The organism is Sphingomonas lacunae (genome assembly GCF_012979535.1).
In the GTDB taxonomy this organism is placed as follows: Bacteria; Pseudomonadota; Alphaproteobacteria; order Sphingomonadales; family Sphingomonadaceae; genus Sphingopyxis; species Sphingopyxis lacunae.
In genome coordinates this window covers 2,192,395-2,218,179 of record NZ_CP053015.1, presented here as the reverse complement: position 1 = coordinate 2,218,179, position 25,785 = coordinate 2,192,395, and the positions used below count along the sequence as shown (strand labels likewise).

Annotated in this window: 21 protein-coding genes; 9 read left to right on the top strand and 12 right to left on the bottom strand. The window is 62.9% G+C overall.

The annotated features are described in order from the left end of the window. Window positions 1–23 precede the first annotated feature (23 nt). Window positions 24–1,325, top strand: a complete 1,302-nt coding sequence (locus tag GV829_RS10630; protein WP_169946505.1) for a bifunctional folylpolyglutamate synthase/dihydrofolate synthase — start codon at window positions 24–26, stop codon at window positions 1,323–1,325. 12 nt (window positions 1,326–1,337) lie between these two features. On the opposite strand, the gene GV829_RS10625 is transcribed toward GV829_RS10630, so the two are convergent. Continuing rightward, window positions 1,338–2,741: an MFS transporter gene (locus GV829_RS10625; protein ID WP_169946502.1), complete on the bottom strand. Its 1,404-nt coding sequence runs from the start codon at window positions 2,739–2,741 to the stop codon at window positions 1,338–1,340. 305 nt (window positions 2,742–3,046) lie between these two features. Here GV829_RS10625 and GV829_RS10620 point away from each other — a divergent pair, with 305 nt between their 5' ends. The 3 genes from GV829_RS10620 to GV829_RS10610 all read left to right on the top strand — a co-directional run bounded on the left by GV829_RS10620 (window position 3,047) and on the right by GV829_RS10610 (window position 5,834). Further along, a complete protein-coding gene (locus tag GV829_RS10620; RefSeq protein ID WP_246202840.1) occupies window positions 3,047–4,108 on the top strand; it encodes a pseudouridine synthase in 1,062 nt (353 codons plus the stop codon). A gap of 18 nt (window positions 4,109–4,126) precedes the next feature. Further along, window positions 4,127–4,666 (top strand): 16S rRNA (guanine(966)-N(2))-methyltransferase RsmD, encoded by a 540-nt coding sequence (rsmD, locus tag GV829_RS10615; RefSeq protein ID WP_169946500.1) that lies wholly within the window; start codon window positions 4,127–4,129, stop codon window positions 4,664–4,666. Window positions 4,667–4,742: 76 nt separating this feature from the next. Then, entirely contained in the window at window positions 4,743–5,834 is a 1,092-nt protein-coding gene (locus tag GV829_RS10610) for a PA0069 family radical SAM protein (RefSeq protein WP_169946498.1), read from the top strand. Window positions 5,835–5,844: 10 nt separating this feature from the next. Here GV829_RS10610 and GV829_RS10605 read toward each other — a convergent pair whose 3' ends face one another. From GV829_RS10605 to GV829_RS10575, 7 genes are read right to left on the bottom strand one after another with little or no spacing between them, the layout of a single operon-like run. Continuing rightward, complete coding sequence (locus GV829_RS10605; protein ID WP_169946496.1) at window positions 5,845–6,861, bottom strand: NAD(P)H-dependent flavin oxidoreductase; 1,017 nt, start codon at window positions 6,859–6,861, stop codon at window positions 5,845–5,847. Further along, window positions 6,861–7,298: a DUF1330 domain-containing protein gene (locus tag GV829_RS10600; RefSeq protein ID WP_169946494.1), complete on the bottom strand. Its 438-nt coding sequence runs from the start codon at window positions 7,296–7,298 to the stop codon at window positions 6,861–6,863. Before GV829_RS10600 ends, GV829_RS10605 begins: the two co-directional genes overlap by 1 nt. Beyond that, window positions 7,295–8,902, bottom strand: a complete 1,608-nt coding sequence (locus GV829_RS10595) for a long-chain fatty acid--CoA ligase (RefSeq protein WP_169946492.1) — start codon at window positions 8,900–8,902, stop codon at window positions 7,295–7,297. Before GV829_RS10595 ends, GV829_RS10600 begins: the two co-directional genes overlap by 4 nt. 48 nt (window positions 8,903–8,950) lie before the next feature. Beyond that, window positions 8,951–12,460: a DNA polymerase III subunit alpha gene (gene dnaE / locus GV829_RS10590; RefSeq protein WP_169946490.1), complete on the bottom strand. Its 3,510-nt coding sequence runs from the start codon at window positions 12,458–12,460 to the stop codon at window positions 8,951–8,953. Window positions 12,461–12,504: 44 nt separating this feature from the next. Beyond that, window positions 12,505–12,987, bottom strand: a complete 483-nt coding sequence (locus GV829_RS10585; RefSeq protein ID WP_169946488.1) for a glutathione peroxidase — start codon at window positions 12,985–12,987, stop codon at window positions 12,505–12,507. Then, on the bottom strand, window positions 12,984–13,670 hold the full coding sequence (locus GV829_RS10580) for an ABC transporter ATP-binding protein (protein ID WP_169946486.1): 687 nt from the start codon (window positions 13,668–13,670) through the stop codon (window positions 12,984–12,986). The genes GV829_RS10585 and GV829_RS10580 overlap by 4 nt, the downstream gene beginning before the upstream one ends. Continuing rightward, window positions 13,663–14,913, bottom strand: a complete 1,251-nt coding sequence (locus GV829_RS10575) for a lipoprotein-releasing ABC transporter permease subunit (protein ID WP_169948243.1) — start codon at window positions 14,911–14,913, stop codon at window positions 13,663–13,665. Before GV829_RS10575 ends, GV829_RS10580 begins: the two co-directional genes overlap by 8 nt. A gap of 509 nt (window positions 14,914–15,422) precedes the next feature. Between GV829_RS10575 and GV829_RS10570 the strand changes: the two genes are divergently transcribed. Beyond that, on the top strand, window positions 15,423–16,439 hold the full coding sequence (locus GV829_RS10570; RefSeq protein WP_169946484.1) for an aldo/keto reductase: 1,017 nt from the start codon (window positions 15,423–15,425) through the stop codon (window positions 16,437–16,439). Between the two features lie 199 nt (window positions 16,440–16,638). After that, window positions 16,639–17,133: an Hsp20 family protein gene (locus GV829_RS10565; protein WP_169946482.1), complete on the top strand. Its 495-nt coding sequence runs from the start codon at window positions 16,639–16,641 to the stop codon at window positions 17,131–17,133. A gap of 103 nt (window positions 17,134–17,236) precedes the next feature. On the opposite strand, the gene pyrG is transcribed toward GV829_RS10565, so the two are convergent. The 3 genes from pyrG to tpiA all read right to left on the bottom strand — a co-directional run bounded on the left by pyrG (window position 17,237) and on the right by tpiA (window position 20,348). Then, window positions 17,237–18,871, bottom strand: a complete 1,635-nt coding sequence (gene pyrG / locus GV829_RS10560; RefSeq protein WP_169946480.1) for a CTP synthase — start codon at window positions 18,869–18,871, stop codon at window positions 17,237–17,239. A gap of 166 nt (window positions 18,872–19,037) precedes the next feature. Further along, window positions 19,038–19,487 carry a preprotein translocase subunit SecG gene (gene secG, locus GV829_RS10555; protein ID WP_169946478.1) on the bottom strand — a complete coding sequence of 150 codons (450 nt, stop codon included), beginning with the start codon at window positions 19,485–19,487 and terminating at the stop codon, window positions 19,038–19,040. Window positions 19,488–19,613: 126 nt separating this feature from the next. Continuing rightward, window positions 19,614–20,348: a triose-phosphate isomerase gene (gene tpiA / locus GV829_RS10550; RefSeq protein ID WP_169946476.1), complete on the bottom strand. Its 735-nt coding sequence runs from the start codon at window positions 20,346–20,348 to the stop codon at window positions 19,614–19,616. Window positions 20,349–20,577: 229 nt separating this feature from the next. Between tpiA and GV829_RS10545 the strand changes: the two genes are divergently transcribed. The 3 genes from GV829_RS10545 to GV829_RS14340 are packed head-to-tail and all read left to right on the top strand — an operon-like array spanning window position 20,578 to window position 24,949. Beyond that, a complete protein-coding gene (locus tag GV829_RS10545; RefSeq protein WP_169946474.1) occupies window positions 20,578–22,521 on the top strand; it encodes a peptidyl-prolyl cis-trans isomerase in 1,944 nt (647 codons plus the stop codon). A 56-nt stretch (window positions 22,522–22,577) separates the two neighbouring features. Then, complete coding sequence (locus GV829_RS10540; protein ID WP_169948241.1) at window positions 22,578–24,116, top strand: anthranilate synthase component I family protein; 1,539 nt, start codon at window positions 22,578–22,580, stop codon at window positions 24,114–24,116. Then, window positions 24,113–24,949 carry a phosphodiester glycosidase family protein gene (locus GV829_RS14340; protein WP_246202839.1) on the top strand — a complete coding sequence of 279 codons (837 nt, stop codon included), beginning with the start codon at window positions 24,113–24,115 and terminating at the stop codon, window positions 24,947–24,949. The genes GV829_RS10540 and GV829_RS14340 overlap by 4 nt, the downstream gene beginning before the upstream one ends. Here GV829_RS14340 and GV829_RS10530 read toward each other — a convergent pair. Continuing rightward, window positions 24,946–25,776 (bottom strand): hypothetical protein, encoded by an 831-nt coding sequence (locus tag GV829_RS10530; protein ID WP_169946472.1) that lies wholly within the window; start codon window positions 25,774–25,776, stop codon window positions 24,946–24,948. The genes GV829_RS14340 and GV829_RS10530 overlap by 4 nt on opposite strands. Between the last annotated feature and the right edge of the window lie 9 nt (window positions 25,777–25,785).

Sequence of the window (25,785 nt, the reverse complement as noted above, 5' to 3'; positions counted from 1 at the left end):
GCCGGGGATCAAGGACCAGACCCATGGCTGACCACGCCCGCTCGGACGACCCTGCCGTCCAGGCCCAGCTTGACCGTCTGGCCAAGCTGTCGCCCGGCGCAGACACGCTTGGTCTGGAGCGCATCACCGCGCTGCTCGAGCGGCTCAGCAACCCACATTTATCGCTGCCCCCAGTGTTCCATGTTGCCGGCACCAACGGCAAAGGTTCGACCTGTGCCGTGCTGCGTGCCGCACTCGAAGGCGATGGCAAAAAGGTGCATGTCTACACCAGCCCCCATCTCGTCCGCTTCAACGAACGCATCCGCCTTGCCGGGGAGTTGATCAGCGACGCGATGCTTGCCGCCTATCTTTCGCGCGTTCTCGATCAGGCGGAAGGCATCGGCGCCAGCTTTTTCGAAGTTACGACCGCCGTCGCCTTCCTCGCCTTCCACGAACATCCCGCCGACGCCTGTATCATCGAGGTCGGCCTTGGCGGCCGGCTTGACGCGACAAATGTGCTTGGCTCCACCGCAGCCTCCGGCGTTGCCCAACTGGGGATCGATCATGAGGCCTTTCTGGGTAGCGCGATCGAAGGGATCGCCCGGGAAAAGGCCGCCATAGCCAGACCCGGGCGCCCGCTTGTTACCCTCGCTTACCCGTTCGAGGTTCGCGAGGCTGTCGCCGAAACCGCCCGGGCGCAGGGCAGCTATGTTCTGCGAGAAGGGAGTGACTGGAGCTGTCTCGCCCTGCCCGACATGCTCAAAGTCGTGGTCGAAGGCCGCACCGTGGAGGCGGATCTGCCAGCCCTGCCCGGCTTGCATCAGGCACAGAATGCCGGTCTCGCCATCGCCATGCTGTTGTCACAGAAGATAGTCGATGTTTCAGCCGCCGCACTCAAGGCCGCACCCGCCAAAATGCTCTGGCCCGCGCGGCTTCAGACCTTGTCCGACGGCCCGCTGACCGATCGAGCACCGGGACGCACCGTCAGGCTCGATGGCGGACACAATATCTCGGCTGCTGAAGCACTTGCCCGCTGGCTCGCCACAGAGCCCCAACACATCTTGATCATCGGGATGTTGGCCAACAAGGATGCTGCCGGGCTTATCGCCACTCTGGCCTCGCGAATAAAGGGCGTCATCGCCGTGCCCATTCCCGGTCACGATCATCACGGCCCGGCTGATCTAGCGTTGCTCGCTGAGCAGCACGGTATCACGTCAGTCACTGCCAGCAACCTCACACAGGCCATGGCAATGGCGGCCCATTTCCCGGACGCCCCAATACTGATCGCCGGGTCTCTGTATCTGGCGGGCGAGGCGCTGCGGCTCAACCGCGAATTTCCGGTCTAGCGCTGGCCAAGCTTATCCCGCCGGTTCGCCGGGACCGTTCTGTCGCTGTCCCGCTGTCCCAACCGAGGAATCAGCCAGCCCGCTGCGCATCATCATCCAGAACAGCATGATGCCCGGCAAAGCCGCTGCCGTCGTCAACAGATAGAATTGGACATTGCCCAGCTGCTCCATCATCGCCCCAGCTGTTGTCCCGGTCAGGAACCGTCCGACGATGCTGGTGGCAGAGCTGATCAGCGCGTAATGGGCCGCCGTGAAGCGCAGGTCACACAGCGCCGAAAAATAGGCGACCAGAACGACCCCGCCGATACCGCTTGCGACATTCTCGAACGTGATGGCAGCCGCCAGCCCGAGATTGCTCTTTCCGGCCGCCGCGAGCAGCGCAAAGCTGAGGTTGGACACCGCCATCAGAACCAGGCTGAGAATGACTGACCGCTTCAGACCCAGCCGCGCGTAAAGGATGCCGCCAGCAAAAATACCGATCAGGAACGCCCAAAAGCCGATGCCGACATCGTAAATGGCGATCTCGTCATTGGTGAAGCCCAGATCCTCAAGCAACAGGCGCAGTGTCAGGTTGGCCAGCGTGTCGCCAATCTTGTGCAACAGGATGAACAACAGCACCAGCCAAGCGCCATGACGGCTGAAAAACTCGGCGAAGGGACCGACAATGCCCTGGATGATGCTGATACCGCCGACCTTCTTGACTGCGTCACGATAACGCTCGGGTTCCCCCAGCCACAGAACCGCCATGACGGCAGGCAGTGCGAGCAATGCGCATATGGCATAGGCCGCGCTCCATCCTTCCCGTGCCGCGACGATCAGAGCCAGTGCACCAGCACCGGCAGAGCCCAGTCGCCAGCCATATTGGCTCATGCCCGCGCCAACGCCCAGCTGGTCCGGCCTCAGCACTTCAATGCGATAGGCATCGATGACGATATCGAATGTCGCCCCGGCAAAGCCGACCAGCACCGCTCCAACCGCCATTTCAAAAAGGGCGGCGAATTCACCGGTCTGATTGAGGCCAAACCACACCATCAACTGACCCACCGGAGACTGGCCGACCGCGCGGGGATCAACCAGACCAAGATTGACGACAGCAAAGACCACAAAAGCAGCCGCCAGCAGCATCCACGAAACCCGCTGCCCCAACCGGCCAATGAATGGCAGGCGCACCGCGTCGACGGCCCAGGCCCAGAAAGGCTTGAGATTATACACGAGGAAGGCGAGGCTGAACGCCGTCACGGAGGATTTAGAGAAGCCATCCTGTGCAAGCCTAGTGGTCAAGGTCGCGGCGATCATTGCAAAGGGGAAGCCGGAAGAAATGCCAAGTAACAATGCCGCAATCGGCCCGCGCTCGGTATAGGGCCTGATCGAATCCAGCCAACCGGCGGTCTGCGATTGCGGGTCGTTATGGCTCATCTGATTTCCCCCTTGTCGGGCAATGGTGCTACCATGGTTGCGCCAAAAGGCCAGCCCCTCGCATGTTCTATCGGCCAAGAGGTGCGGAGACGCCCCGAGGGACAGCTGTGCTTGCAGTTCCAGCGGATCATGACCGCCAATCTGCTCGCCAACAGCGGCCGGTTGCTGCATAGCAATGCCACTGACCCATATGTGGCCTTGCTCCACCGCAACACGACAGGAAAACCGCCTTGCCTTCCCGCCCCACCGGCCCCCGTCGACCCTCTGGCCCTGGTAAAACCGGTGCACCTGGCAGAGGACGCGCTGTGCCGAGCCCTCGCAATCCGGGCCGCTCTCGCGCTCAAGACCGCACGGAAGACAGGCTGGGCACCAATCGGTCCGTTGACGGCGATGCACCCGACCGCCGAGGCGCTCGCGTATCCACCAGGGGCGCCGCGCGTCATGCTCCAAAGGGCGAAATCCAGCCCCCTGCGCGCAAGGCTCCGGCCAAGGGGGCACCCCGCATCCGCGCCGATGGCAGCGAAGCTGTCGGACGGCCGTCCCGGCCTGCCGGTGCGCCAGCCCGCTCGCCACGTCCTGCGGCTGTCCGCTCATCAGCGCCCGCCAACGCACCCGTCAGGCTGAAGAGTGAACGCGATGACGGCTTGCACCGCATCGCCAAGCTGCTCGCCCGCGCCGGTGTCGCCTCACGCCGCGACATTGAACGGATGATCGAGGAGGGCCGCATTGCGCTCAATGGTCAGCCGGTTACCAAGCCCGCGACCCTGCTCGCAGACCTCAAGGGCGTCACGGTCGACGGCAAAGCGGTCGGCGCAACCGAAGCGACGCGACTCTTCCTGTTCCACAAGCCCAACGGCACGCTGACCGCCGAGCGGGACTTTTCCGGCCGCAAGACAATCTATGATGTCCTGCCCGAAGGCTTGCCGCGTCTGATGCCAGTGGGCAGGCTTGACCTCAATACCGAGGGCCTGCTGCTGCTGACCAATGACGGAGCCCTCAAACGCAAACTCGAACTACCCGCCACCGGCATCGAGCGCACCTATCGCGCCCGCACCTTTGGCCCGATCACCCAGCAGCAGCTGGAGGATCTCGCCGAAGGCATCACCATCGAGGGCGTCCGCTATGGCCGTATCGACGCCAATCTGGAGCGCAGCACCGGACGCAACCAGTGGATCGAACTGACCCTGACCGAGGGCAAGAACCGCGAAGTCCGCCGCGTGCTCGAATATTTCGGGCTGCAAGTCTCGCGCCTCATTCGCGTTCGCTACGGCCAGTTCGTGCTAGGCAGTTCGGCTCCCGGCGATGTCGAGGAATCGCCGCCGCAGGAGGTTGTGCGCCTGCTCAACGGCCTCGGCATGGCTGACTGAGGCTTGGCAATGGCGGGAATGCGTATCATCGCGGGCGCATGGCGCGGACGCAAGCTGGTGGCTCCCGCCGGAGCAACCACCCGTCCGACCGCTGATCGCGCGCGCGAAACTCTCTTTTCGATGCTGACCAGCCGGCTCGGCGGCTTCACCGGGCTCAGCGTGGCTGACCTGTTCGCCGGATCGGGAGCGCTCGGGCTAGAGGCATTGTCGCGTGGCGCCGCCTCCTGTCTTTTTGTCGACACCGATCGAGACGCCATCGCGGCCATCCGCACCAATGTTGCCAGCCTCGCCGCCAAGGGCGCAGAGATTCGCCAGGTCTCTGCCCTCACCCTGGCCGAGCAAACCAAGCCGTTCGATCTGATCCTGCTCGATCCACCCTATGCACAGGATGGGCTTGATGCACTGCTTGACCAGCTCGTCTCGCGCGGCTGGACCGCCCCCGGCACCATGGTCAGCGTAGAAACAGGTCATGGCTATGTGCCCCAATGCGCCACACTCTCCCATCTCGTCAGCCGCAAAGTCGGCAAGGCCGAGCTTCACCTCTACCGCATGGACTAGAGCCAAACTGCATATTTGCTGCCCTGTTGGGAGGAATGTTCTTGTTATGTTCGAATTAACCCGCTAATCCGGGACCATGGACGGCGCGCCTCCTCTCCCCCCTGCGATCCCTGGGCGAGGCGCACCGTCCAACCAGTCGTCGCGCCGCTTTTCGCTGCCCGTGCGGGAGGCCGATGGCGATTGGCTCGACGAGCGCCAGTCAGTGGATGGGGAGCCCACCGCGCCTTCGACGACCGTCAGCCTCGAACGGCCGCGCACCATCATCGCCCGCAACAGCTCACCCGACATCGGCTTTGACCGCTCGATCAATGCCTATCGCGGCTGCGAACATGGGTGCATCTATTGCTATGCCCGGCCGACACACGCCTTTCTGGACCTTTCCCCCGGTCTCGATTTCGAAACACGACTGACGGTAAAGCCCGATGCGGCTCAACTGTTGCGGCGCGAATTATCAGCGCCAGGCTACCGGGTCGCGCCGCTCGCCATGGGCACCAATACTGACGGCTATCAACCGATCGAGCGCGAGTGGCAGATTACCCGGCAGTTGCTCGCAATCCTCTCGGAAACCGGTCATCCGCTGATCATCACCACCAAGAGCGATCGCATCCTGCGTGATCTCGACCTGCTGGCTGAGATGGCCTCGCGTAAGCTCTTGTGCGTGTCGCTGTCGGTCACCACGCTCGACGCCGCAATTGCCCGCTCGCTTGAACCGCGCGCGCCGCATCCGGCCAAACGGCTGAAGGCGATCGAGGCGCTGGCCAAGGCAGGAGTCCCGGTACAGGTCAATGTTTCGCCGGTGATCCCCTCCATCACCGATCATGAAATGGAGCGCATCCTCGCTGCGGCGGCCAACGCGGGCGCCTACCGCGCCACCTACATCGTCGTCCGCCTGCCACACGAAGTAGCGCCCCTGTTTCGCCAATGGCTCGACGCCCATTTCCCTGATCGCGCCGCCCGCGTGATGAGCATCATTCAGGACATACGCGGCGGGCGCGATAATGATCCCAATTTTGCGACGCGGATGAAGGGGACTGGTGTTTGGGCCGATCTTATCCGCGCCCGTTTCAAACGCGCCATCCGCGCCTACGACCTCGACACTCCACCAGTTGATCTGGACTGCACCCAGTTCACGCCGCCAGAACGCAACGGACAGATGCGATTGTTCTGAAAACGTCCAATCAGGGTAACAATGCCGCGGCCTCGGCGGTCATGCGCGTTACCAGTGCGGCGCTGTTCGGCACATCATTGATCAGGCCCGTCGCTTCACCAACAGTCACATTGGCGCGATCAAAATCTGCCGACTTAACCCCAGCTTCAAAGAGGGCAATCGCCGGTTCCGGGTCGGCGCGGAGGTCCGCCTCACGCCCCTCCCACTGCCGGTGCATCGCATTACGGATTGCACGAAATCCATAGTCGGCGGGCCAGTTCTTGCGGCGCAATATGTCAAAGATGCCGCTGCGCGCCGTCTCATCGCCCCCAGTTGCCACTGCCTGCGCCTTGGCACCGGTCGACGCCAGCGATTCCGTGGTCACCCACGCCCGGCTGCCGATCAGCGCACCATCGGCGCCCAGCACTAGTGCTGCGGCGAGACCGCGTCCATCGGCAATGCCGCCCGCCGCCAGCAGCAGCGTCTCCGGCGCCACGGCCGCCAACCGATCGGCAAGCTCAGGCACCAGCGTAAAGGTGCCGCGCGCGCCGTCAGTCCGCGCGCCATGGCCCCCCGCCTCACCGCCTTGCGCCACAATGCCGTCTGCCCCTGCATCAACCGCTTGCTGCAATTGCGCCACCGACTGGATTTGGCACAGGGCGGCAATGCCTCGGTCGCGGAGCCGTCTGACCCATGGCGTTGGGTCTCCAAAGGACAGCATTACCGCCGCTGGCCTTGCTGGCTGGTCCAAAAGCCAGTCAAAAGCGCTCGCGTCCTGCTCCAGCCTCCAGCTGATGAACCCGCAGCCAAGGCGATGCGTGGCCGCCGCATCACCCGCCAACGCGTCTGCTGCCAGAGTATATTCGCGCGCCGTCCAGTCGAGTTCGCCATAGCCGCCACCCACCAGACCCAAGGCGCCTGCTTTAGCCCAGGCAGCAGCCAGTGCGCCGCCTGATCCCATTGCCATCGGCGCCAGCGCCAAGGGCGTCGTGAGGTCAAATCGGCGAGTCAGTCTTGTATGGAGAGAGGCTCCCACGCTGTCAGCCATCAAGCAAAGCCGCCACTCGTATCAAGCGACTGCATCCGCACCAGACGGCTGGTCAGCACTGCTGCCTGCCTGTGTTTGACCGCCTCCCGATAATCAGGGTCGGTGACCATGGCGAGAAAGGCGCCGGCGGTCGGATAATGGGCAATGAAGATCGTGTCCCATTGTTCGTCCGCCGGACCGGTCAGCATCAACTGCATCGCTCCGCGCCAGACCACCTTGCCGCCCACGCGGGAAAAGATCGGATCACTGTCTTCGCCATAAAGGCGATAGGCTTCGGCTCCGCTAAACCCCTGCCCGTGCAGTGCATGGCCTTCGGGATAATCCGCCAGGTCGCGATAACGCACCAGATTGAGCATCCAGATTGGCTCGTCGCGGGGCAGCGCCTTGAACGCGTCAAACGCCGCCCGCGTGGGGTCGATATGCGCCTCGCCGCTCATCCTAGGTTCGCCAGCTTGTAGCTCTTGTATTCGTCGCGCAGCTGGCGCTTGAGCAGCTTGCCGGTGGCTGTGTGCGGCAGGCTGTCGACGAACTTGATCTCGTCGGGCAGCCACCATTTTGCAACATGGTTGACCAGGTGGGCGTTGATTTCGTCTGCGGTCACGCTGCTGCCCGGCTTGCGCACGACCAGCAACAGCGGACGTTCATCCCATTTCGGATGGGGAACGCCCACAGCGGCGGCCTCCGCAACGCCGGGTGCACCCATCGCGGCATTTTCCAGTTCAATCGAGCTGATCCATTCGCCGCCGGACTTGATCACATCCTTGGCGCGGTCAGTGATCTGCATGACGCCGTCCGGGTGGATCATCGCCACATCCCCCGTATCGAACCAGCCATCGGCATCGGCCGCATCTGCCTCTGCCTCGAAATAGCGCTGGATGATCCAGTGACCGCGGATCTGTAAACGACCACTGGACGTGCCATCGCGCGGCAGGACCTCATCATTGTCGTCCACAACGCGCAGTTCGACACCATAGGGAACCCTTCCCTGTTTGGTGACCATGTCCACCTGCTCGTCAAAGCTCATGTCATCCCAGTTATAGGGGCGGGCACCCATTGTGCCGATCGGGCTGGTTTCGGTCATGCCCCATGCATGGGCTACGGTGATGCCAGCGCGCATAAGTCGCTCGATCATCGCGCGCGGTGCCGCCGATCCACCAATGACAACATGGCGCAGCCGCGCATAATCGCCGCCATTGGTATCCAGATCGGCGAACATCGACAGCCACACTGTCGGCACGCCCGCGCTGTGCGTCACCTTCTCCTCGCGGATCAGCTTCCACAGGACCGTGGCGTCATTGGTGCAGGAAAAGACGAGCTTGGCGCCAGCTGCCGCCGCCGCATAAGGCAGACCCCACGCGTTGGCATGGAACATCGGGACAACCGGCAGCGCCACGGCCCTGGCCGAAAGATCGAAGACGTCCGGCTGCATTTCCGCCAGCGCATGCAACACGTTCGACCGGTGCAGATAGAGCACGCCCTTGGGATTGCCGGTCGTGCCGCTGGTGTAGCACAGGCCGCACGGATCACTTTCGGCCAGCTCGACCCAGCTGTAATGGCCATCCTCTGCGCCAACCCATTCGCGGAAGCCCAGATAATCGCCCTCGGCGGCACTGTCGAACAGGATGAAATGCTCGATCGTATTGAGTTGCGGTCGCAACCGCTCGACGATCGGCAGAAATGCCCGGTCGAACAACAGGACACGGTCAGATGCATGGTTCATGATATAGACGAGTTGCTCGTCAAACAGGCGCGGGTTGACGGTATGCAACACGCCGCCCATCCCCGCCGCGCCGTACCAGGCGGCAAGATGGTGCATATGATTCATGGCAAGCGTCGCTATGCGATCGCCCTTGCCCATGCCCAGACGCACCAGAGCCTGGGCCATTTTGCGGGCCAGCAGATGGATATCGCCCCAGCTTGACCGTTCAAGTGTGCCATCTGCCCAATAGGTTACAATTTCACGCGCGCCATGTTCCCGCGCGGCATGGTCTATCAGGCTGTTGACGACCAACGGTTGCTGTTGAATTCCACCAATGGGCATCTGTCTCTCTCCACTCTTTTGTCGTCTTCCCGTGTTCGGGACTTTTCCTTACGCTGCTTGTGCCATTGACCCCATCAGGGTCAATGCCACTGCACGAATTCCCGCCAATCGCTCGATACGGCGGACCAGTTCCTGATCAAATCCATGATCGCGGCCTACGCGCAGCATGGCAATGGGCGCTTCGGCACCCTCTGGTTCCACCATGATCACCGCTTCGCCCCGTCCGCCGTTGACGCCGCCAAGCAGTCGCTTGAGTTCAGCCAGAGGCGCCTCACTGTCGATAGTCACCGTCAGACGCAACGGCGTCGCCTCGACAAGCGAATCAAGTGACTTGGCCGAACGAATGGCAATGCGCGGTGCTTCTTCACCCTCGCGCCAGTCGAGCTCGACCCCAAGCAGGGCACAGCGTGCCTCATTGGCCAGAGCTTCCAGCGTATTTGCCACACCATCGTCAAAACAGCTCGACTGGAACTGGCCAGACCGGTCAGACAAAGTCAGCATCAGATAGCGATTGCCACGCTGGGAAGTCCGCCATTTGGCCGCTTCCACCAGAACCGCCATGGTGGCCGGACGCCGCTCACCCGGCGGCGCGGGCGTGCTCGCGGCCAGCTCTCCCCAGGTGCGGGCCCGCAGCGACTGGGCCAATGCCTGATAGCGCGACACCGGATGTGCTGAAAAATAAAAGCCAAAGGCGTCTTTCTCCTTGGCCATCGCCTCCGCCATCGACCAAGGCTCAACCTTGGGCAGATGGACCGCCGGCATAGTCAGAACATCACCACCAAACAGGCCGCCCTGCCCGGTCGCGCGCGCATCCGCCGCGCTGGCGGCCGTCGCCAACAGCACTTCCGCGCCGCCATGCACCGCCGCCCGCTCAGGATGGACGCAATCGAACGCCCCACCGGCTGCCAGCGCCTCAATCTGGCGTCGGTTGAGCAGGCGCGGATCGACACGCTCGGCAAAATCGTCGAGGCTGGCAAAGGAACCCTTGGCCGCCCGCTCGGCAACCAATTGCTCCATTGCTTTTTCGCCAACGCCCTTGAGCCCGCCGAGGCCGTAGCGCACCCGCCAGCCCTCCCCATCGGGCTCGACCGAGAAGCTGGCCTCGCTGGCATTGATGCACGGCCCCGCCACTGCCACGTCCAACCGACGGGCATCATCAACGAACACCGACAGCTTGTCGGTCTGGTCGATGTCAAAGCTCATCGATGCGGCATAAAATTCGTGCGGATAATGCGCCTTGAGCCATGCGGTCTGGTAAGCGAGCAGCGCATAAGCCGCCGCGTGGCTCTTGTTGAAGCCATAGCCGGCGAACTTGTCGATCAAATCAAACAGTTCATTGGCCTTGGCCGCCGGGATCTGGTTCACCCGCTCACACCCTTCGACAAAGGTGGCGCGCTGCGCGTCCATCTCCTCTTGCTTCTTTTTACCCATCGCCCGGCGGAGAAGGTCGGCGCCGCCAAGGCTGTAGCCGGCGAGCACCTGCGCGGCCTGCATCACCTGTTCCTGATAGACGAAGATGCCATAGGTTTCGGACAGGATCGGTTCGAGCAGCGGATGCGGCCAGACGATCTCCTCCTGCCCGTTCTTGCGTCGGCCAAAGCTCGGGATATTGTCCATCGGGCCAGGGCGGTAGAGTGACACGAGCGCGATGATGTCGCCGAAGTTGGACGGCCGCACCGCCGACAGCGTGCGCCGCATCCCCTCCGATTCCAGCTGGAACACACCCACGGTGTCGCCACGCTGGAGCAGCTCGTAAACCGACGGGTCATCCCATGCCAGCGTATCGAGGTTTATCGTCACTCCGCGCCGTTCGAGCAGGCGTACAGCCTCACGCAACACTGACAGCGTCTTTAGGCCGAGGAAGTCAAACTTCACCAGACCGGCGCCCTCGACATATTTCATGTCGAATTGCGTCACCGGCATGTCCGAGCGCGGATCGCGATAGAGCGGCACCAATTGCGCCAGCGGCCGGTCGCCGATCACCACACCGGCAGCATGGGTCGAACTGTGGCGCGGCAGGCCCTCGAGCCGCTTCGCCATGTCGAACAGCCGGCGCACGCCATCCTGCTGCTTATATTCGGCATGGAGTTCGGGCACGCCATTCAGCGCCCGCTCCAGATCCCATGGGTCCGTCGGATGGTTGGGCACCAGCTTGGCCAGCCGGTCGACCTGATTATAGCCCATTTGCAGCACGCGCCCGGTGTCCTTCAGCACGGCGCGCGCCTTCATCGTTCCGAATGTGATGATCTGCGCCACCGTGTCGCGGCCATATTTCTCCTGCACATAGCGGATGACTTCACCGCGCCGCGTTTCGCAAAAGTCGATATCGAAGTCGGGCATCGACACGCGTTCGGGGTTGAGGAAGCGTTCGAAGAGCAAGCCCAGCTTCAACGGGTCCAGGTCGGTGATCGTCAGCGACCATGCGACAAGGCTGCCCGCGCCCGATCCACGCCCCGGCCCCACCGGAATGTCATGCGCCTTGGCCCATTTGATGAAGTCGGCAACGATCAGGAAATAGCCGGGGAAGCCCATCTCCGCGATGATGTCGGCTTCGAATGTCAGCCGCTGGAAATAGTCGGGATAGGCCGCCTCCAGCGCCGCATCATCCATGCCCGGCGCATAGACCCTCAGCCGCTCGCACAGGCCGGCCCGCGCATCCTCGCGCAGTTGCGCCGCCTCACCCTCGCGGTCCCCGGCAATAGAGGGGAGGATCGGCTTGCGCGTCGGTGCCCGCACCGCGCAACGCTGGGCCACGACCAGCGTATTGGCCAGCGCCTCGGGTAGATCGGAGAACATGTCCTCCATCGTCTCGGCATTTTTGAGCCACGCCTCTGCCGAGCTCTTCCGCCGATCATCACTCTCGATATAGGCCGATTGCGCGATGCACAGCAGCACGTCATGCGCCGCATGGAAATCGCGCTCGGCAAAGCAGCAGGGATTGCTCGCGACCAAAGGCAGATCACGTGCATAGGCAAGGTCAATCAGCGCCGACTCCGCCTTCTCCTCTACCGCATCGCCACGTCGAGCGAGTTCGATATAGACCCGCCCAGGAAACAGCGCCTCCAGTCGCGCCGCATAGGCCTCTGCCTCATTCGCCTGCCCATCTGCCAGCAACCGCGCCAACGCACCCTCGCCGGCGCCAGTCAGGCAAATCAACCCGTCGGTCTGTCCTTCTAGTGCCTCAAAGCGGATATGCGGCTCCTCGCCATGTTCGGGCGATAGATGCGCCTGGCTGACGATCTGGCAGAGGTTGGCATAGCCGGTCTCATCCTGCGCAAACAGCGCCAGCCAGTCGATGGTCGGTGCATCGCCTTCCCGGGCATCGCCGCGTGCCGGTCGCGCCACGCTGACCAAGCTGCCGATGATTGGCTGAACACCCGCGTCCAGACAGGCATCGGAAAAGGACATCGCCCCATAGAGACCATTGCGGTCGCAAATCGCGGCAGCCGGAAAACCGTGCTTTTTCGCCTGCTTTGCGATCGTCTTTGGCTCAAACGCGCCCTCCAGCATGGTAAAGCTGGAGAAAATCCGCAAAGGCACAAAGGGGGCGTAGGGCATGGGCCCACCTTAGCAGGCGTCGCCGATTCGCCTAGGGGTAGCACTCAGCCGAGCAGCGCCTCGATTTCCTTGCGCAACAATTCGGGCCGCACCGTCGGCGCGTGACGCGACACCACCTTGCCGCTGCGATCAACGAGGAACTTGGTAAAGTTCCACTTGATCGCGCCAATGCCCAGCAGGCCGGGCTTCTCCGCCTTGAGCCAGTCCCACAGCGGGTCAGCGTCACTGCCGTTGACATCGACCTTGGCAAAGATGGGGAAGCTGACATCATAGGTCAGTGAACAGAAGTTGGCGATTTCCTCGGCATTGCCGGGCTCCTGCCCGGCGAACTGGTTGCACGGGAATGCCAGCACCTCGAACCCGCGATCCTTGTAATCGCGGTACAGGGCCTCAAGCTCCGCATATTGCGGCGTAAATCCGCATTTGGAAGCGGTGTTGACCACCAACAGCACCTTGCCGAGATGCGCTGCCATCGCCTCGGCGCTGCCATCCGGCTGCTTGACCGTGAAATCGCCCAGTCCGCTCATGCCCCTGCCTCCTGCAAAAACCCCTCATGCAGTCGCACCACACGGTCCATCCTGCGGGCCAATCCCTCATTATGCGTCGCCACCAGCGCCGCCGACCCCTCGGCCCGCACCAGCTCGACAAATTGCGCAAAGACGATGTCGGCTGTGCCCTCGTCGAGATTGCCGGTCGGCTCGTCGGCAAGGATCAGTCGCGGCCGGTTGGCCAGCGCCCGCGCCACCGCCACACGTTGCTGTTCCCCGCCCGAAAGCTTGGCCGGCTTGTGGTCCAGCCGCTCGCTGAGACCCAGCGCGCCGAGCAATTGCGTTGCCCGCTCGCTGGCCTCTGCCTCGCTGTGCCCCTGCACCAGTTGTGGCAGCACGACATTCTCTCGTGCACTGAAGTCCGGGAGCAGATGATGAAACTGATAGATGAAACCCAGCTGCTCACGCCGCATCTTGGTGCGGCCCTCATTGTCGAGGGTCGCGGCCTCTATGCTGTTGATCCGGATTGATCCTTCGAAACCACCCTCTAGCAGGCCGACTGCCTGCAACAGCGTTGATTTACCCGATCCCGAAGGTCCCAGAAGCGCAACAATCTCGCCCGGCTGCAGATCGAAATCGACACCACGCAACACCTCGATGGTTACCTCGCCCTGGACAAAGCTGCGCTTCAGTCCGGCAACAGACAAGACAGCCTCACTCATAACGCAGCACCTGCACAGGATCGGTATTGGCCGCCTTCAGCGCCGGATAGAGCGCCGCGAGGAAGCTGAAAACGATAGCGATCGCGCAAATCAGAAATATCTCGAACGGATCGGGCTTCGACGGCAATTCGGTGAGGAAGCGGATCGACGGATCCCACAGATTCTGGCCGGTCAGAAACTCCACGCCGCGCACCACCGACTGACGGAAATAGAGGAAAATCGCGGCAAGGATCAGGCCGGCAATCGTCCCCAGCACGCCAATGGTCGTTCCGATGGTCAGGAATATCTTGAGGATGGATCGCCGCTCCGCGCCAATCGTCCGGAGTATCGCGATGTCCCGCGTTCGCGTCCGCACCAGCATGATCAGCGACGAGACGATGTTGAACGCGGCGACGAGGATGATGATCGACAGGATGACGAACATTGCCACCCGCTCGACCGCCAGCGCCTCGAACAGGCTGGCATTCATCTGCTCCCAGGTGGTGATCACGGCCCTTCCCGCGACTTTCTGGGCCAATGGCTGCAATATGTCCCGAACCTGGTCGGGGTCGGTGGTGGTCACCTCAATCATCCCGACACTGTCTCCCGACAGCATCAGGGATTGGGCATCGGCCATCGGCATGACGACATAGGCCTTGTCGAACTCGAACACGCCAATCTCGAACACAGCGCCGACCGTATAGCCAATCTCGCGCGGCACCGTGCCGAAGGGTGTCGATCGACCCGCCGGATTGATGATGCTCACCGGTGAACCCACCGAAAGCCCCAGCGTTTGCGCCAGTTGCGATCCTACGGCTATCCGCCCGCTCCCGGCGGTCACATCGCGCAAATTGCCGGCCAGCACCTTGCCGCCCAGCGTCGCGTTGGAATGGATGTCCGCCTCGGTCATGCCGCGTACCAGCACCGCTCCGACCCGCCCCTGCGCATTCGCCAGCAAAGGCTGTTCGATCAGCGGCGTTGCCTCGGTCACGCCCGGCGTTGCCTTGGCTTCACGCAGCACGTCACGCCAGTCATCTAGCCGCCCATCATAACCTTGAACCACCGCATGGCCGTTGAGGCCAACGATCTTGTCGAACAGCTCAGCGCGAAAACCGTTCATCACACTCATCACGATCACCAACGCCCAGACGCCAAGCAAAATGGCGAAAAAGCTGAAGATGGCGGCGATGAAGATGAAACCTTCCCCCTTCACCGGCAACAGATAGCGTTTGATGATCAGGCGCTCATAGGCGGAAAGGAACATGGGGGCGATGGTCCGCAACTTGGTGTCCCGCAGGGGCGCGAGTGGTGGGGATGATCTAGGCGCTGTGCCGCATCCACGCAATGCCGTCCTCGCTCAAATCAGACTGCCGCTACGGCACCCGCCCAAACAGCCATTGTTGCATGGATGGCACAGGGTCTGCCAAATCGCTCTCTATTTGGCGCTTGGCGGGTGACAGCGGCACTGCGGCACAATAGTCAGGTCTCGTTCCAGACCGATCAATCATCGGCCAGGTTCAGGGAGCTTACGGCGCGCCGCCTGCGATAAAGACGGGTCGGCCGACGCTGTTCCGGATTACCCATCGGGGGACGGGTATCCATCGTCACGCGAGCGCCCCGGTCAGACTCTGGCCGGGGCGTTTCGCTTTCTGGTTACCCTCGCCCTGTCACTGCAGGCAGTTTGCATCGCCAGCCCTTGCGCCGTCGGCACACGGACGGGCAAGACGATCTCAACAGAATCATCGGCCGCCCAAAGGGCTAGGGAGAGAAACCATGCAGCATCGCCGCCTCGGCAAAAGCGCCATCTACGTATCCGATATCTGCATGGGAACGATGACCTTCGGCTCGCAAACCGACGAAGCAGAGGCTTTCCGCATCCTGGATGCGTCGTTCGATGCCGGAATCAACTTCTTCGACACGGCGGAAAACTACCCTGTCCCGCCCGATCCCAAATGGGGCGGCGTCACCGAGGAAATCGTCGGGCGCTGGATGAAGACCAAGTCGCGCGACGCCATCATCCTCGCCACCAAGGTTTCGGGCCCCAGCCACGGCTGGATCAAGTCGGCCCAGCGCTCGGCGATGACCGCGATGGACCGGCACAACATCACCCGCGCCATCGAGGGCAGCCTCAAGCGGCTGCAGACCGACTATATCGATCTCTACCAGACCCACTGGCCCGATCATGACACCGCCTATGACGAGACGATGGAGACGCTCGACGAGCTGATCCGCGCAGGCAAGGTGCGTGTTGTCGGCTGCTCGAACGAGACCAGCTGGGGACTGATGAAGTCGATCCAGGCAAGCGAACGGCTCGGCGTCGCCGGCTACCAGACGATCCAGAACAATTTCAGCATGAACAATCGCCGCTTCGAGGATGAACTGGCGCAGGTCTGCCGTCAGGAAGGGGTCAGCCTGCTGCCCTATTCGCCGATCGCCGGCGGCGTCCTCTCGGGGAAATATCAGGGCGGCGCGACGCCAGAAGGCGCGCGCTTCTCCAACTACATCACCCGCGGCGGCCGCCATACGATCATGGCGCAGCGCTTCGTCAACGAACGCACCCTCGCCTCGACCGAACGCTTCATGGCGATTGCGGCGGAGGCTGGCATGCACCCCGTCACCCTCGCCACCGCCTGGTCCAAACAGCATGATTTCGTCGCCTCGACCATCGTCGGCGCGAGCCGCTTTGATCAGCTCGACCCGATCTTCGCCGCCATCGACCTGACGCTGAGCGATGACGTCATGAAGGCAGTCAAAAAGGTGACGAGGGACATCCTCTACCCGATGGGGTGATCCGCTCCTTCCTCCCCATCGTCTTGCGATGGGGAGGTGGCACGGGCGAAGCCCGTGACGGAGGGGCAACCCGGCCCCCTTGAACCCCGAAATCCTCCTCCCATATCCTCCAATGTCCGGTCGCTTCGGGGCCGGACAGACAGACAGGGACGCCCATCCGGGGTCCCGCCCGTCACATTGCTCAATGGAGGATATGACCATGACCCGTTTTGACTTTACCCCCTATCGCCGCAGCTTTGTCGGCTTTGACCGCGTGTTTGACGCGCTCGAAAATGCCACCGCCCACGTCAGCGACAATTATCCGCCGTTCAACATCGAGCGGATCGATGCCAATGCCTATCGCATCACCATCGCCGTCGCCGGCTTCAAGGCGGACGAGATCGACATCACCGCGCAGCAGAACCAGCTCCTCGTCAAGGGCAGCAAGGCGCAAAGCGCCGAGCAGGATCGCAGCCGCTTCGTCCATCTCGGCATCGCCACGCGCAATTTCGAGCGCCGCTTCGACCTCGCCGATTTCGTCCGCGTCACCGGCGCCAATATTGCCGATGGCCTGTTGACCATCGAATTGCTCCGCGAAATTCCTGAGGCGCTCAAGCCGCAGAAGATCGCCATCGGTACTGCCGCGCCGGAAACACCGGTAATCGACGTGCAGCCGGAAGCCAGTGAAGCAAGCGAGGACAAGGCCGCCGCCTGATCCCGCGAAACAACTGCGAACACGGGGGGCTCCGGTGGCGACACCGGAGCCCTATTTATGGAGAGACAGGCGCAATCCGGGCGCGACCGGCGCGCGCCAGCCTTTACATCAAGCGGCTCTGCTTGACCGCTGCCTCAATGAATCCGGCGAACAGCGGATGCGGATCAAACGGCTTGGACTTCAGTTCCGGGTGGAACTGCACGCCAATGAACCAGGGGTGGTCGGGCCGCTCGACGATCTCGGGCAGCAGGCCATCGGGCGACATGCCCGAGAATACCAGACCGCCCTTCTCCAGCTGCTCGCGATATCGTGCGTTGACCTCATAGCGGTGGCGGTGCCGCTCGCTGATCAGGTTGGAACCATAGAGGGTGGCGACATGGCTGTTGGGCGACAGCGCGGCCGGATAGGCACCGAGCCGCATCGTGCCGCCCAGATCGCCGCCTTCCTGACGGGTCTGCAATCCCTCCTCGGTCATCCATTCGGTGATGATGCCGACGATCGGCGACCCCCCAGGACCAAACTCGCTTGATGTCGCGTCGGTGATGCCGGCTGTGTTCCGCGCGCCCTCAATGCACGCCATCTGCATGCCGAGGCAGATGCCAAAGAAAGGCACGCCGCGTTCGCGGGCAAATTGCACTGCGGCAATCTTGCCCTCGCTGCCGCGTTCGCCAAAGCCGCCGGGGACGAGAATGGCGTGCAGCGGCTCGAGCCGCGCCACCAGATCATCCTCGCCGCTCTCGAACAGTTCGGCGTCGATCCAGCGGATGTTGACCTTGACCCGGTTGGCCATGCCGCCATGCACCAGCGCCTCGGACAGCGACTTGTAGGCATCGGGCAGCGCGACATATTTGCCGACCACCCCAATGGTCACTTCACCCTCGGGGTTATGGTGGCGATCCATGATGTCGAGCCAGCGGCTGACATCAGGTTCCTTGGCGTCATGGATGCCGAAAGCGCGGAGCACTTCGTCATCCAGCCCTTCGGCATGATATTGCAGCGGCACCGCATAAATGCTCTGCGCGTCGAGCGCGGGGATCACCGCTTCCTTGCGGACGTTGCAGAATTGCGCGATTTTCGCCCGCTCGCCCTCGGGCAGCGGCTTTTCGCAACGGCATAGCAAAATGTCGGGCTGCACGCCCAGCGCCGCCAGCTCGCGCACGCTGTGCTGCGTCGGCTTGGTCTTCAGCTCACCCGCCGCCGCGATATAGGGCACCAGCGTCACATGGACCGACACCGTCTTGTCACGACCCAGATCGTTGCGCAGCTGGCGGATCGCCTCGATGAACGGCAGCGATTCAATATCGCCCACAGTGCCGCCGATCTCGCACAGGACAAAGTCCAGATCATCGGTCTCGGCAAGCGCGAAGGCCTTGATTGCGTCGGTCACGTGCGGCACCACCTGCACCGTCGCGCCCAGATAGTCGCCGCGCCGTTCCTTGGTGATGATCTGCTGATAGATGCGCCCCGAGGTGACATTGTCGCTCTGCCGCGCCGACACGCCTGTGAAGCGCTCATAATGACCCAGGTCGAGGTCGGTCTCGGCCCCATCGTCGGTCACATAGACTTCGCCATGCTGATAGGGCGACATCGTCCCCGGATCGACATTGAGATAGGGATCGAACTTGCGGATGCGCACACGATAGCCGCGCGCCTGCAACAGAGCCGCGAGGCTCGCTGCCATGAGACCTTTGCCGAGCGAGGAGACCACGCCGCCGGTGATGAAAATGTACCGCGCCATGGGAGGAGTCGCCTAGCTGGTCGAATCGATTCGGTGCAAGCGGCGAAACGCATGGGGTCGCCAACTGCCAATCAACCGAAAGATGGAAGAATGAGATCGGGATGCCCGGCACGCACCGTCTGAGCACCAATTTGGCAAAGATCAAGGGGCCTGCGTGCCCTTATCCTTACTGTTGAAGCGGCACACCCTTGTCCGCAGGTGCAGGGGTAGCCGGTGCCATCGCACCCTTGCTCGCGGCGCCAGCCAATGGATCGGCAGGACCGGTCACCGGCGCACCGGTCGTCAGTGGAGATCCGGTTACCGGAGCTGTCGGGTTGAGCGGCTGGACCGGTGCAGTGGGCGGCGGCGCCAACTTGGTTGCGGCGTCGGCATCGACTTTCGACGCGCCATGGTTGATCGATGCCAGAACCGCCAACAGGATCGACAAGCCGACAAAGATGGATGCCAGGATTGCGGTTGCCCGGCTGAGAAAATCGGAAGCACCGCGCGCCGAGAGGAAGCCAGCGGGACTGCCACCTACCCCCAGGCCACCGCCTTCCGATTTCTGCATCAGAATGACGGTGATCAGCGCCAAGGTAACAAGGCCCTGAATGACGAGGATGAGAGTATAAGCCATCTGCTGCACAACCTGCTGAAACGGGAATGGGCGACGCGTCTGCCACCTAGTTGACCGCGCACATAGGGCGCAATGGCCCGGCAATCAACCGCTGCGGGATCAGCCCCGGCGGTAGCACCTGCAGGATCAGCAGGCTGCTGCCGCGATGATCGGCACAAATTTGTCGGCAGTCAGGCTGGCGCCGCCTACCAGCGCACCATCAACATCAGGCAAATGCAGGATTTCCGAGGCATTGTCGCCATTGACCGAGCCACCGTACAGGATCGCCATCACTTCGCCCGCGTCGCCCAATGCGGCGCGAATGGCGCCATGCATCGCGGCAATATCATCGGAAGACGGTGTCAGTCCTGTGCCAATGGCCCAGATCGGCTCATAGGCGATGGCTACCTGCGACGGGTCCTTCAGCAGCGCATAGGGCAGGCTGCCTGCTACCTGCGCCAGCACATAATCAATCGCTTTGCCTTCCTCACGCACCGACAGGGGTTCACCGACGCAAACAATGACCCGCAACCCCTCGGTCAGGGCGGCTTCGCACTTGGCCTTTATCTCGTCATTCGTCTCGCCCAACCCCTCGCGGCGCTCGCTATGGCCAACGATCACGAGCTTGGCCCGTGCGTCGGCCAGCATCGCCGCCGAAACACTGCCGGTGAAGGCACCGGATGGTTTCACATGACAATCCTGCCCACCGATGCTGAACTCGGGCAGGGCAAAGGCGAAACCCGCCACCAGAGTGAAGGGAGGGCACAATGCGACATCGACAGAAGGGTAGTTTTTGGCGGCTTCGGCAATCCCCTTGGCCTCGTGGATGGAATCACGCGAACCGTTCATCTTCCAGTTGCCGACAATAAATTTGCGCCGCATCGCCTCGTCCCCTTGGTGCTTTGGCAGTCCTGTGCCGTATGAGTCCTGCCTCCCCTAGCGACAGCATCGGCTCGCCTCAACCGCAACCCGCACCGCTTTTCATCTGCCTTGCCGCAGGTGGTCCAACAGAGCAGGGTTGAAGCCAGCCCCGGCCTTGCCTAAAGCGGCTCTCAATCCATGCTGGTCCCAACCGGACCGGCTCCCTTTTCAGGATAGTGGCCCCTCCCGCATGATTACCGCCATTCGCCGCACGGTCACATCAAAGATCGGGGCCTTTGTGGCCCTTACCCTGCTTGTCATCCTGGGCATCATGTTCCTGCTGGGTGATGTCAACATTGTCGCTCCCAACGCCAGCGTATCAAGCGGACATGTCATGGCCGTGGGCAAGCGGGAGCTCACGGCGGCGGATGTGCGTACGCGCATCAAACTCGCCTATGACAGGGCAGCCCAGCAACAGCCCGGCCTGACGATGGCGGAATTTCTGGCCGGTGACAGCTTTGACAAGCTGGTGGAGGAAAGCGCCGACTATTTTGCTCTCGAACAATATGCGCGCTCGCGCGGAATTAGCGTGGACAAATTGTTCATTGACGCCGCCATCGCCCGCAACCCGGCATTCGCCGGCCTCAACGGCAGTTTTGACCAGACCGTTTATGAACGCCGGATCGGCGAAGTCGGGCTGACCGATGAGCGCCTGCGCCGCGACATGGAAAATGACGCCATCGTCCGCCAGCTGGTCCAGCCAATCGGTGCGTCGCTTCAGATACCGCAGGGCATGGCTGCCACCTATGCGTCGCTGCTGCTCGAACAACGCGAAGGCCAAGCCGCCTTCATTCCGGCATCAGCCTATGCACCCGGCGGCGCACCGACTGAGGCGCAACTGACTGAATTCTACAGGAACCAGCGCGCCCGCTATACGATACCCGAACGACGATCGATCCGTTATGCCCTGCTGGATGAATCGGCGCTCGGCACCATTGCCCCGCCGACGCCTGCTGAAATCCAGGCCGAATTTACCGCCAATGCTGGCCAATATGCCGCGCAGGAAAGCCGGCGCCTGAGCCAGGTCATTGCCGGCAGCCGTGCCGTGGCAGACCGCATCGCAGCGGGCATCCGCGGTGGACAAAGCCTTGCCGCCGCTGCCTCGGCCGCCGGCCTGTCCGCCGCGCCGGTGACAGCGACCAGCGAAGCCAGCTTTGCTGGACAGACCAGCGCCGAGGTTGCCCGCGCGGCCTTTGCCGCCAATCAGGGCGCCACAGTAGGCCCGTTGCAGGTGCCGCTAGGCTTCATCGTTCTCAAGGTCGAAGAAATCAATCGGCGGCCCGCCCGCTCGCTTGCCGAAGCGACCCCTGAACTCACCCGCATCGTTGCCGAGCGCAAGCGGCAAGAGGCCATGGTCGACCTGTACAATAGCGTGCAAACCGCGCTGAACAGCGGTGCGTCTGTCGCTGAAGTAGCCCAGGACAAGGGCCTCCAGGTCGTTACCACCCCGGCGATCCTGCCCAATGGCACCGCGCCCGGCAATCCGGGTTTCCGCCCTGACCCTGTCCTCGCACCGCTTATCGGCCCGGCTTTTTCCGGGCATGAAGGGGATGCCGGTCAGCTGATCCAGATAGAGGAAAACCGCCGCTTTGCCCTTGTCGAAGTGGCACAGCTGGTGCCTGCGGCTCCGCCACCGCTCGCCTCGATCCGCGAGGCCGTTGTCGCCGACTGGCGCCGCAATGAAGGCGCCAAGGTGGCGCGGGCCAAGGCACGGCAGATCCTTGCCGCGGTTGAAGGTGGTCAGTCGCTTGCCGCCGCCACTGCTGCGGCCGGGGTCTCGACTTCGGTGCAGACCATCAGTGGGCGGCGGATCAATCTCAACCAGACGGGGCAGCGAGTGCCCCCGGAAATCACCCTGCTCTTCTCGATGCCACAGGGTTCGACCAGAACGCTGGAGCTGCCGGCCGGAGCTGGCTGGATGGTTCTGCATCTCGCCCGTTCGATCCGGGGCAATGCTGCTGAAGCACCTGAATTGATCCAATCGGTACAGCAACAGTTCCGTGATCCGTTGGGTGGCGAGTTGATAGAATCGATTGTCGCAGCTGCCCGCGCGGCCTTTCCTGTCACTTTGGACCGCGAAGCGCTTGCCACCTTGCGTGCCGAAATGACCGGCACAGCTGCTCCGGCCAACTGATCATCGCGCCAGTCATCTCTGGCTGATCGCAAACAGGGGTATCATCGGGCGTGAGCATGTCATCGCCAGTACAGGGCATTGCCGGTCGTGACGCGGCACGCGATGCACTCGCCAAGGGGATGCCCGGCCTCATCTGGTCGCGCCGAATCTGTGACACTGAAACCCCCGTTTCCGCGGCGCTCAAGCTGATCGAACCGGGCCGGGGGGACTGGGTGCTGGAATCAGTCGAAGGCGGCGAAACGCGTGGCCGCTATAGCCTGATCGGACTCGCCCCTGATCTGGTCATTCGCGGTCAGGGCACCACCAGCGAGATCAACCGCCACTGGGCAACCGATCGCAGCGCCTTTGCCCCGCTCGACGGCAATCCACTCGAAACATTGCGCGCCCTCGTCGCCGAATGCCGTATCGACCCAATGCCCGAGGGTCTGCCACCTACCCTCGCCTGCCTCGTCGGCTATTTCGCCTATGAAAGCTATGGCCTGGTCGAAAAACTGCCGCGTCCTGCGCCCAATCCGGTCGACGTGCCCGACATGCTGTTCGTCCGGCCGACATTGATCCTCGTCTTTGACCGGCTCACCGACCAACTGACCTTTGCCGCGCCCGTCTGGCCCGGCAGCATTTCTCCGGAACAGGTTGTATCCGAGGCGCAGGACCGCATTGAGGCCGCTGCCGCTCGCCTCGCCGGGCCGCTGCCGATCGAGGACGCAACCGACCTCACCGCCCTGCCCGATCCCGCCGGCATTGCGCTCAACCCGACGCTCCCCGCCGGCCGCTATCACGAGATGGTGCTGGCCGCGAAGGAGCATATCGTCGCGGGCGACATCTTCCAGGTCGTCCTCGCCCAGCGCTTCACCGCACCCTTCCCGCTGCCGCCGTTCCAGCTTTACCGCTCGCTGCGGCGCATCAACCCCTCGCCCTTCCTCTATTTCCTCGACATGCCGGGCTTTGCGGTGGTTGGCTCATCACCGGAAATCCTGGTCCGCGTCCGCGATGGCGAGATCACCATCCGGCCGATTGCCGGAACCCGTCCACGCGGAGCCAGCGCCGCCGAAGACATCGCCAACCGCGACAGCCTGCTGGCTGATCCCAAGGAGCGCGCCGAGCATCTCATGCTGCTCGATCTTGGCCGCAACGATGTCGGCCGCGCCGCCGCCGCTGGCACTGTCCGCGTGACCGACAGCTACGCCGTCGAATTCTACAGCCATGTCATGCACATCGTCTCGAACGTCGTCGGCAGGCTGGCGCCAGACAAGGACGCCATCGACGCGCTGTTCGCCGGTTTCCCCGCTGGCACTGTGTCGGGCGCCCCCAAAGTCCGTGCGGCTGAAATCATCGCCAGCCTCGAACCAGAAACGCGCGGGCCCTACGCCGGCGGCATCGGCTATTTCGCCCCCGACGGCACGATGGACAGCTGCATCGTCCTGCGCACCGGCATCGTCAAGGACGGCACGCTCCACGTCACCGCCGGCGCAGGCATCGTCGCCGATTCGGTGCCAGACTATGAACAGCGCGAATGCGAAGCCAAGGCCGGCGCGCTTGTGGCTGCCGCCCGCGAAGCCATCCGCCTCGCCGGAGAGGCAGGGTTCGGACAGTGACTCCGTCGGGCGACCGTCTCGCCCATTACCACGTCCGGCGCGGTCGGCGGATTATCCTCGCCATAGTCTTCATCCTCGCCGCCACTGGCCTGTGGCAACTCTATGCCCGCCCGGAACAGCGCCGCAATGCCGTCCAGCCCGCCTGCGAGCCCATCGAGTTTGAAGGCTCCCGCTTCACCGTCTGCCGCCTCGATCCCGCCCGTCACGACCTGCGCCTTGCGGCCACTGGCGCCGATGGTAAACCTCTGCTCACCTTCGGCAATCTCGCCAAGCTCCTCGGCCCTGCATCCACCCGCGTCAGCTTAGCGATGAACGCCGGCATGTATGACCTCAAAGGGCGCCCCATCGGCCTTTATGTCGAGGATGGCCGCAAAGGCCATAGGCTCAACCGGCGCGAGGGCGACGGCAATTTCCACCTGCTGCCCAATGGCGTCTTCTGGCAGGATGCAGCGGGTTTCCACGTCGCCACGACCGACAGCTTCGCTGCTACCGCGCCCACCGGCATTCGCTACGCTACCCAATCCGGCCCGATGCTCGTCATCAATGGCGCGCTCCATCCACGCATCGCTCCCGACGGCCCGTCGCGCAAGATCCGCAATGGTGTTGGCGTCACCACCGCTGGCCTTCCCGTCTTCGTCATCAGCGACGACAAGGTCTCGTTCGGCAAGCTCGCCCGCCTGTTTCGCGACCGGCTCGATTGCCCCAACGCCCTGTTCCTCGATGGTTTCGTCTCCAGCCTGTGGGATGCCGCTTCGGGCCGGTTCGATCAGGATGTGCCCCTGGGGCCGATGATCGTGGTGAGCGAGCGCGTCTCTGGGCCAGACACCCGCTAGAGCCGATCAATGTCCCCCGCCAGCGGATGTACCGTTGGCACAATGTCGACGGGCAGGGTTCTGCTGGCCAGCATCCGGTCCTCGGCCAGCCGGGCATCCCGACGACCATTGCGCCAGCGGCGGATGCGCGAGAGGCCGAACATCGCCCAGACAAGCACAATCATCACCAGCAACCATGGGGTCAACCGCGTCATGACCATTTCCTCAGTCAGGTTGAGCCCCATTGGAGCGATCAACCGGGCCACGGGCGGATATGTGGCAAGCCCTGCCGCCAAGGTCACCAGCAGCACGATGACAACCAGCGCCTGCGTCAGCGTCTGCCAAGGGTTGCTGCGCTTTCTATCTGCAATGGCGTCACCACTTAGCGGCGCACGATCTGCCATACGGAGGCGCATCCTCTGGCGTAGCGCTTCCAGCCGCCACTTTTGCCAATAGACCGGCATTGAAGCTGCAAAGGCCAGCGAAAAAACAACACCGATCGCCGCGCGCATTGGCCAAGGATCGGCAAGTCCGGCAAGACTGCCAAGCACCCATTGCACCAGCATGAAGGCAATTGGTGCGACAATCATCATCGCCATCAACCCGCGCCCTTCCATCGCAAAGCGCTGGGCGATGATCTCGCGCGCGCGCTCGGTGAACTCGCGCCGCTCGTCGGATTCAAGCAGCCAGGCCGATTCGCCGTCAAGCCAGCAAGTCCCCTGACGCGTCTCAACAAAGGCGTCAGTGAATTGTTCGAGTTGGATCGCCTGTTGCATGGGCGAACCGGCAAAGCGGCTCCACCAACTCTGGAGCGCTCGGTCTTCGGCGGTTGCGAAACGGCTGTTCACGGCACATCC

Excerpts from the sequence above, each read along its gene's own strand:
- GV829_RS10545 (WP_169946474.1), top strand. The coding sequence starts at position 20,578 with ATGATTACCGCCATTCGCCGCACGGTCACATCAAAGATCGGGGCCTTT.
- GV829_RS10540 (WP_169948241.1), top strand. The coding sequence starts at position 22,578 with ATGTCATCGCCAGTACAGGGCATTGCCGGTCGTGACGCGGCACGCGAT.
- dnaE (WP_169946490.1), bottom strand. The coding sequence starts at position 12,460 with ATGCCCTACGCCCCCTTTGTGCCTTTGCGGATTTTCTCCAGCTTTACC.
- GV829_RS10625 (WP_169946502.1), bottom strand. The coding sequence starts at position 2,741 with ATGAGCCATAACGACCCGCAATCGCAGACCGCCGGTTGGCTGGATTCG.
- GV829_RS10585 (WP_169946488.1), bottom strand. The coding sequence starts at position 12,987 with ATGAGCGGACTGGGCGATTTCACGGTCAAGCAGCCGGATGGCAGCGCC.
- GV829_RS10575 (WP_169948243.1), bottom strand. The coding sequence starts at position 14,913 with ATGTTCCTTTCCGCCTATGAGCGCCTGATCATCAAACGCTATCTGTTG.
- GV829_RS10595 (WP_169946492.1), bottom strand. The coding sequence starts at position 8,902 with ATGCCCATTGGTGGAATTCAACAGCAACCGTTGGTCGTCAACAGCCTG.
- GV829_RS10580 (WP_169946486.1), bottom strand. The coding sequence starts at position 13,670 with ATGAGTGAGGCTGTCTTGTCTGTTGCCGGACTGAAGCGCAGCTTTGTC.
- GV829_RS10610 (WP_169946498.1), top strand. The coding sequence starts at position 4,743 with ATGGACGGCGCGCCTCCTCTCCCCCCTGCGATCCCTGGGCGAGGCGCA.
- GV829_RS10630 (WP_169946505.1), top strand. The coding sequence starts at position 24 with ATGGCTGACCACGCCCGCTCGGACGACCCTGCCGTCCAGGCCCAGCTT.
- rsmD (WP_169946500.1), top strand. The coding sequence starts at position 4,127 with ATGCGTATCATCGCGGGCGCATGGCGCGGACGCAAGCTGGTGGCTCCC.
- tpiA (WP_169946476.1), bottom strand. The coding sequence starts at position 20,348 with ATGCGGCGCAAATTTATTGTCGGCAACTGGAAGATGAACGGTTCGCGT.
- GV829_RS10565 (WP_169946482.1), top strand. The coding sequence starts at position 16,639 with ATGACCCGTTTTGACTTTACCCCCTATCGCCGCAGCTTTGTCGGCTTT.
- GV829_RS10570 (WP_169946484.1), top strand. The coding sequence starts at position 15,423 with ATGCAGCATCGCCGCCTCGGCAAAAGCGCCATCTACGTATCCGATATC.
- secG (WP_169946478.1), bottom strand. The coding sequence starts at position 19,487 with ATGGCTTATACTCTCATCCTCGTCATTCAGGGCCTTGTTACCTTGGCG.
- GV829_RS10600 (WP_169946494.1), bottom strand. The coding sequence starts at position 7,298 with ATGAGCGGCGAGGCGCATATCGACCCCACGCGGGCGGCGTTTGACGCG.
- GV829_RS10605 (WP_169946496.1), bottom strand. The coding sequence starts at position 6,861 with ATGGCTGACAGCGTGGGAGCCTCTCTCCATACAAGACTGACTCGCCGA.
- pyrG (WP_169946480.1), bottom strand. The coding sequence starts at position 18,871 with ATGGCGCGGTACATTTTCATCACCGGCGGCGTGGTCTCCTCGCTCGGC.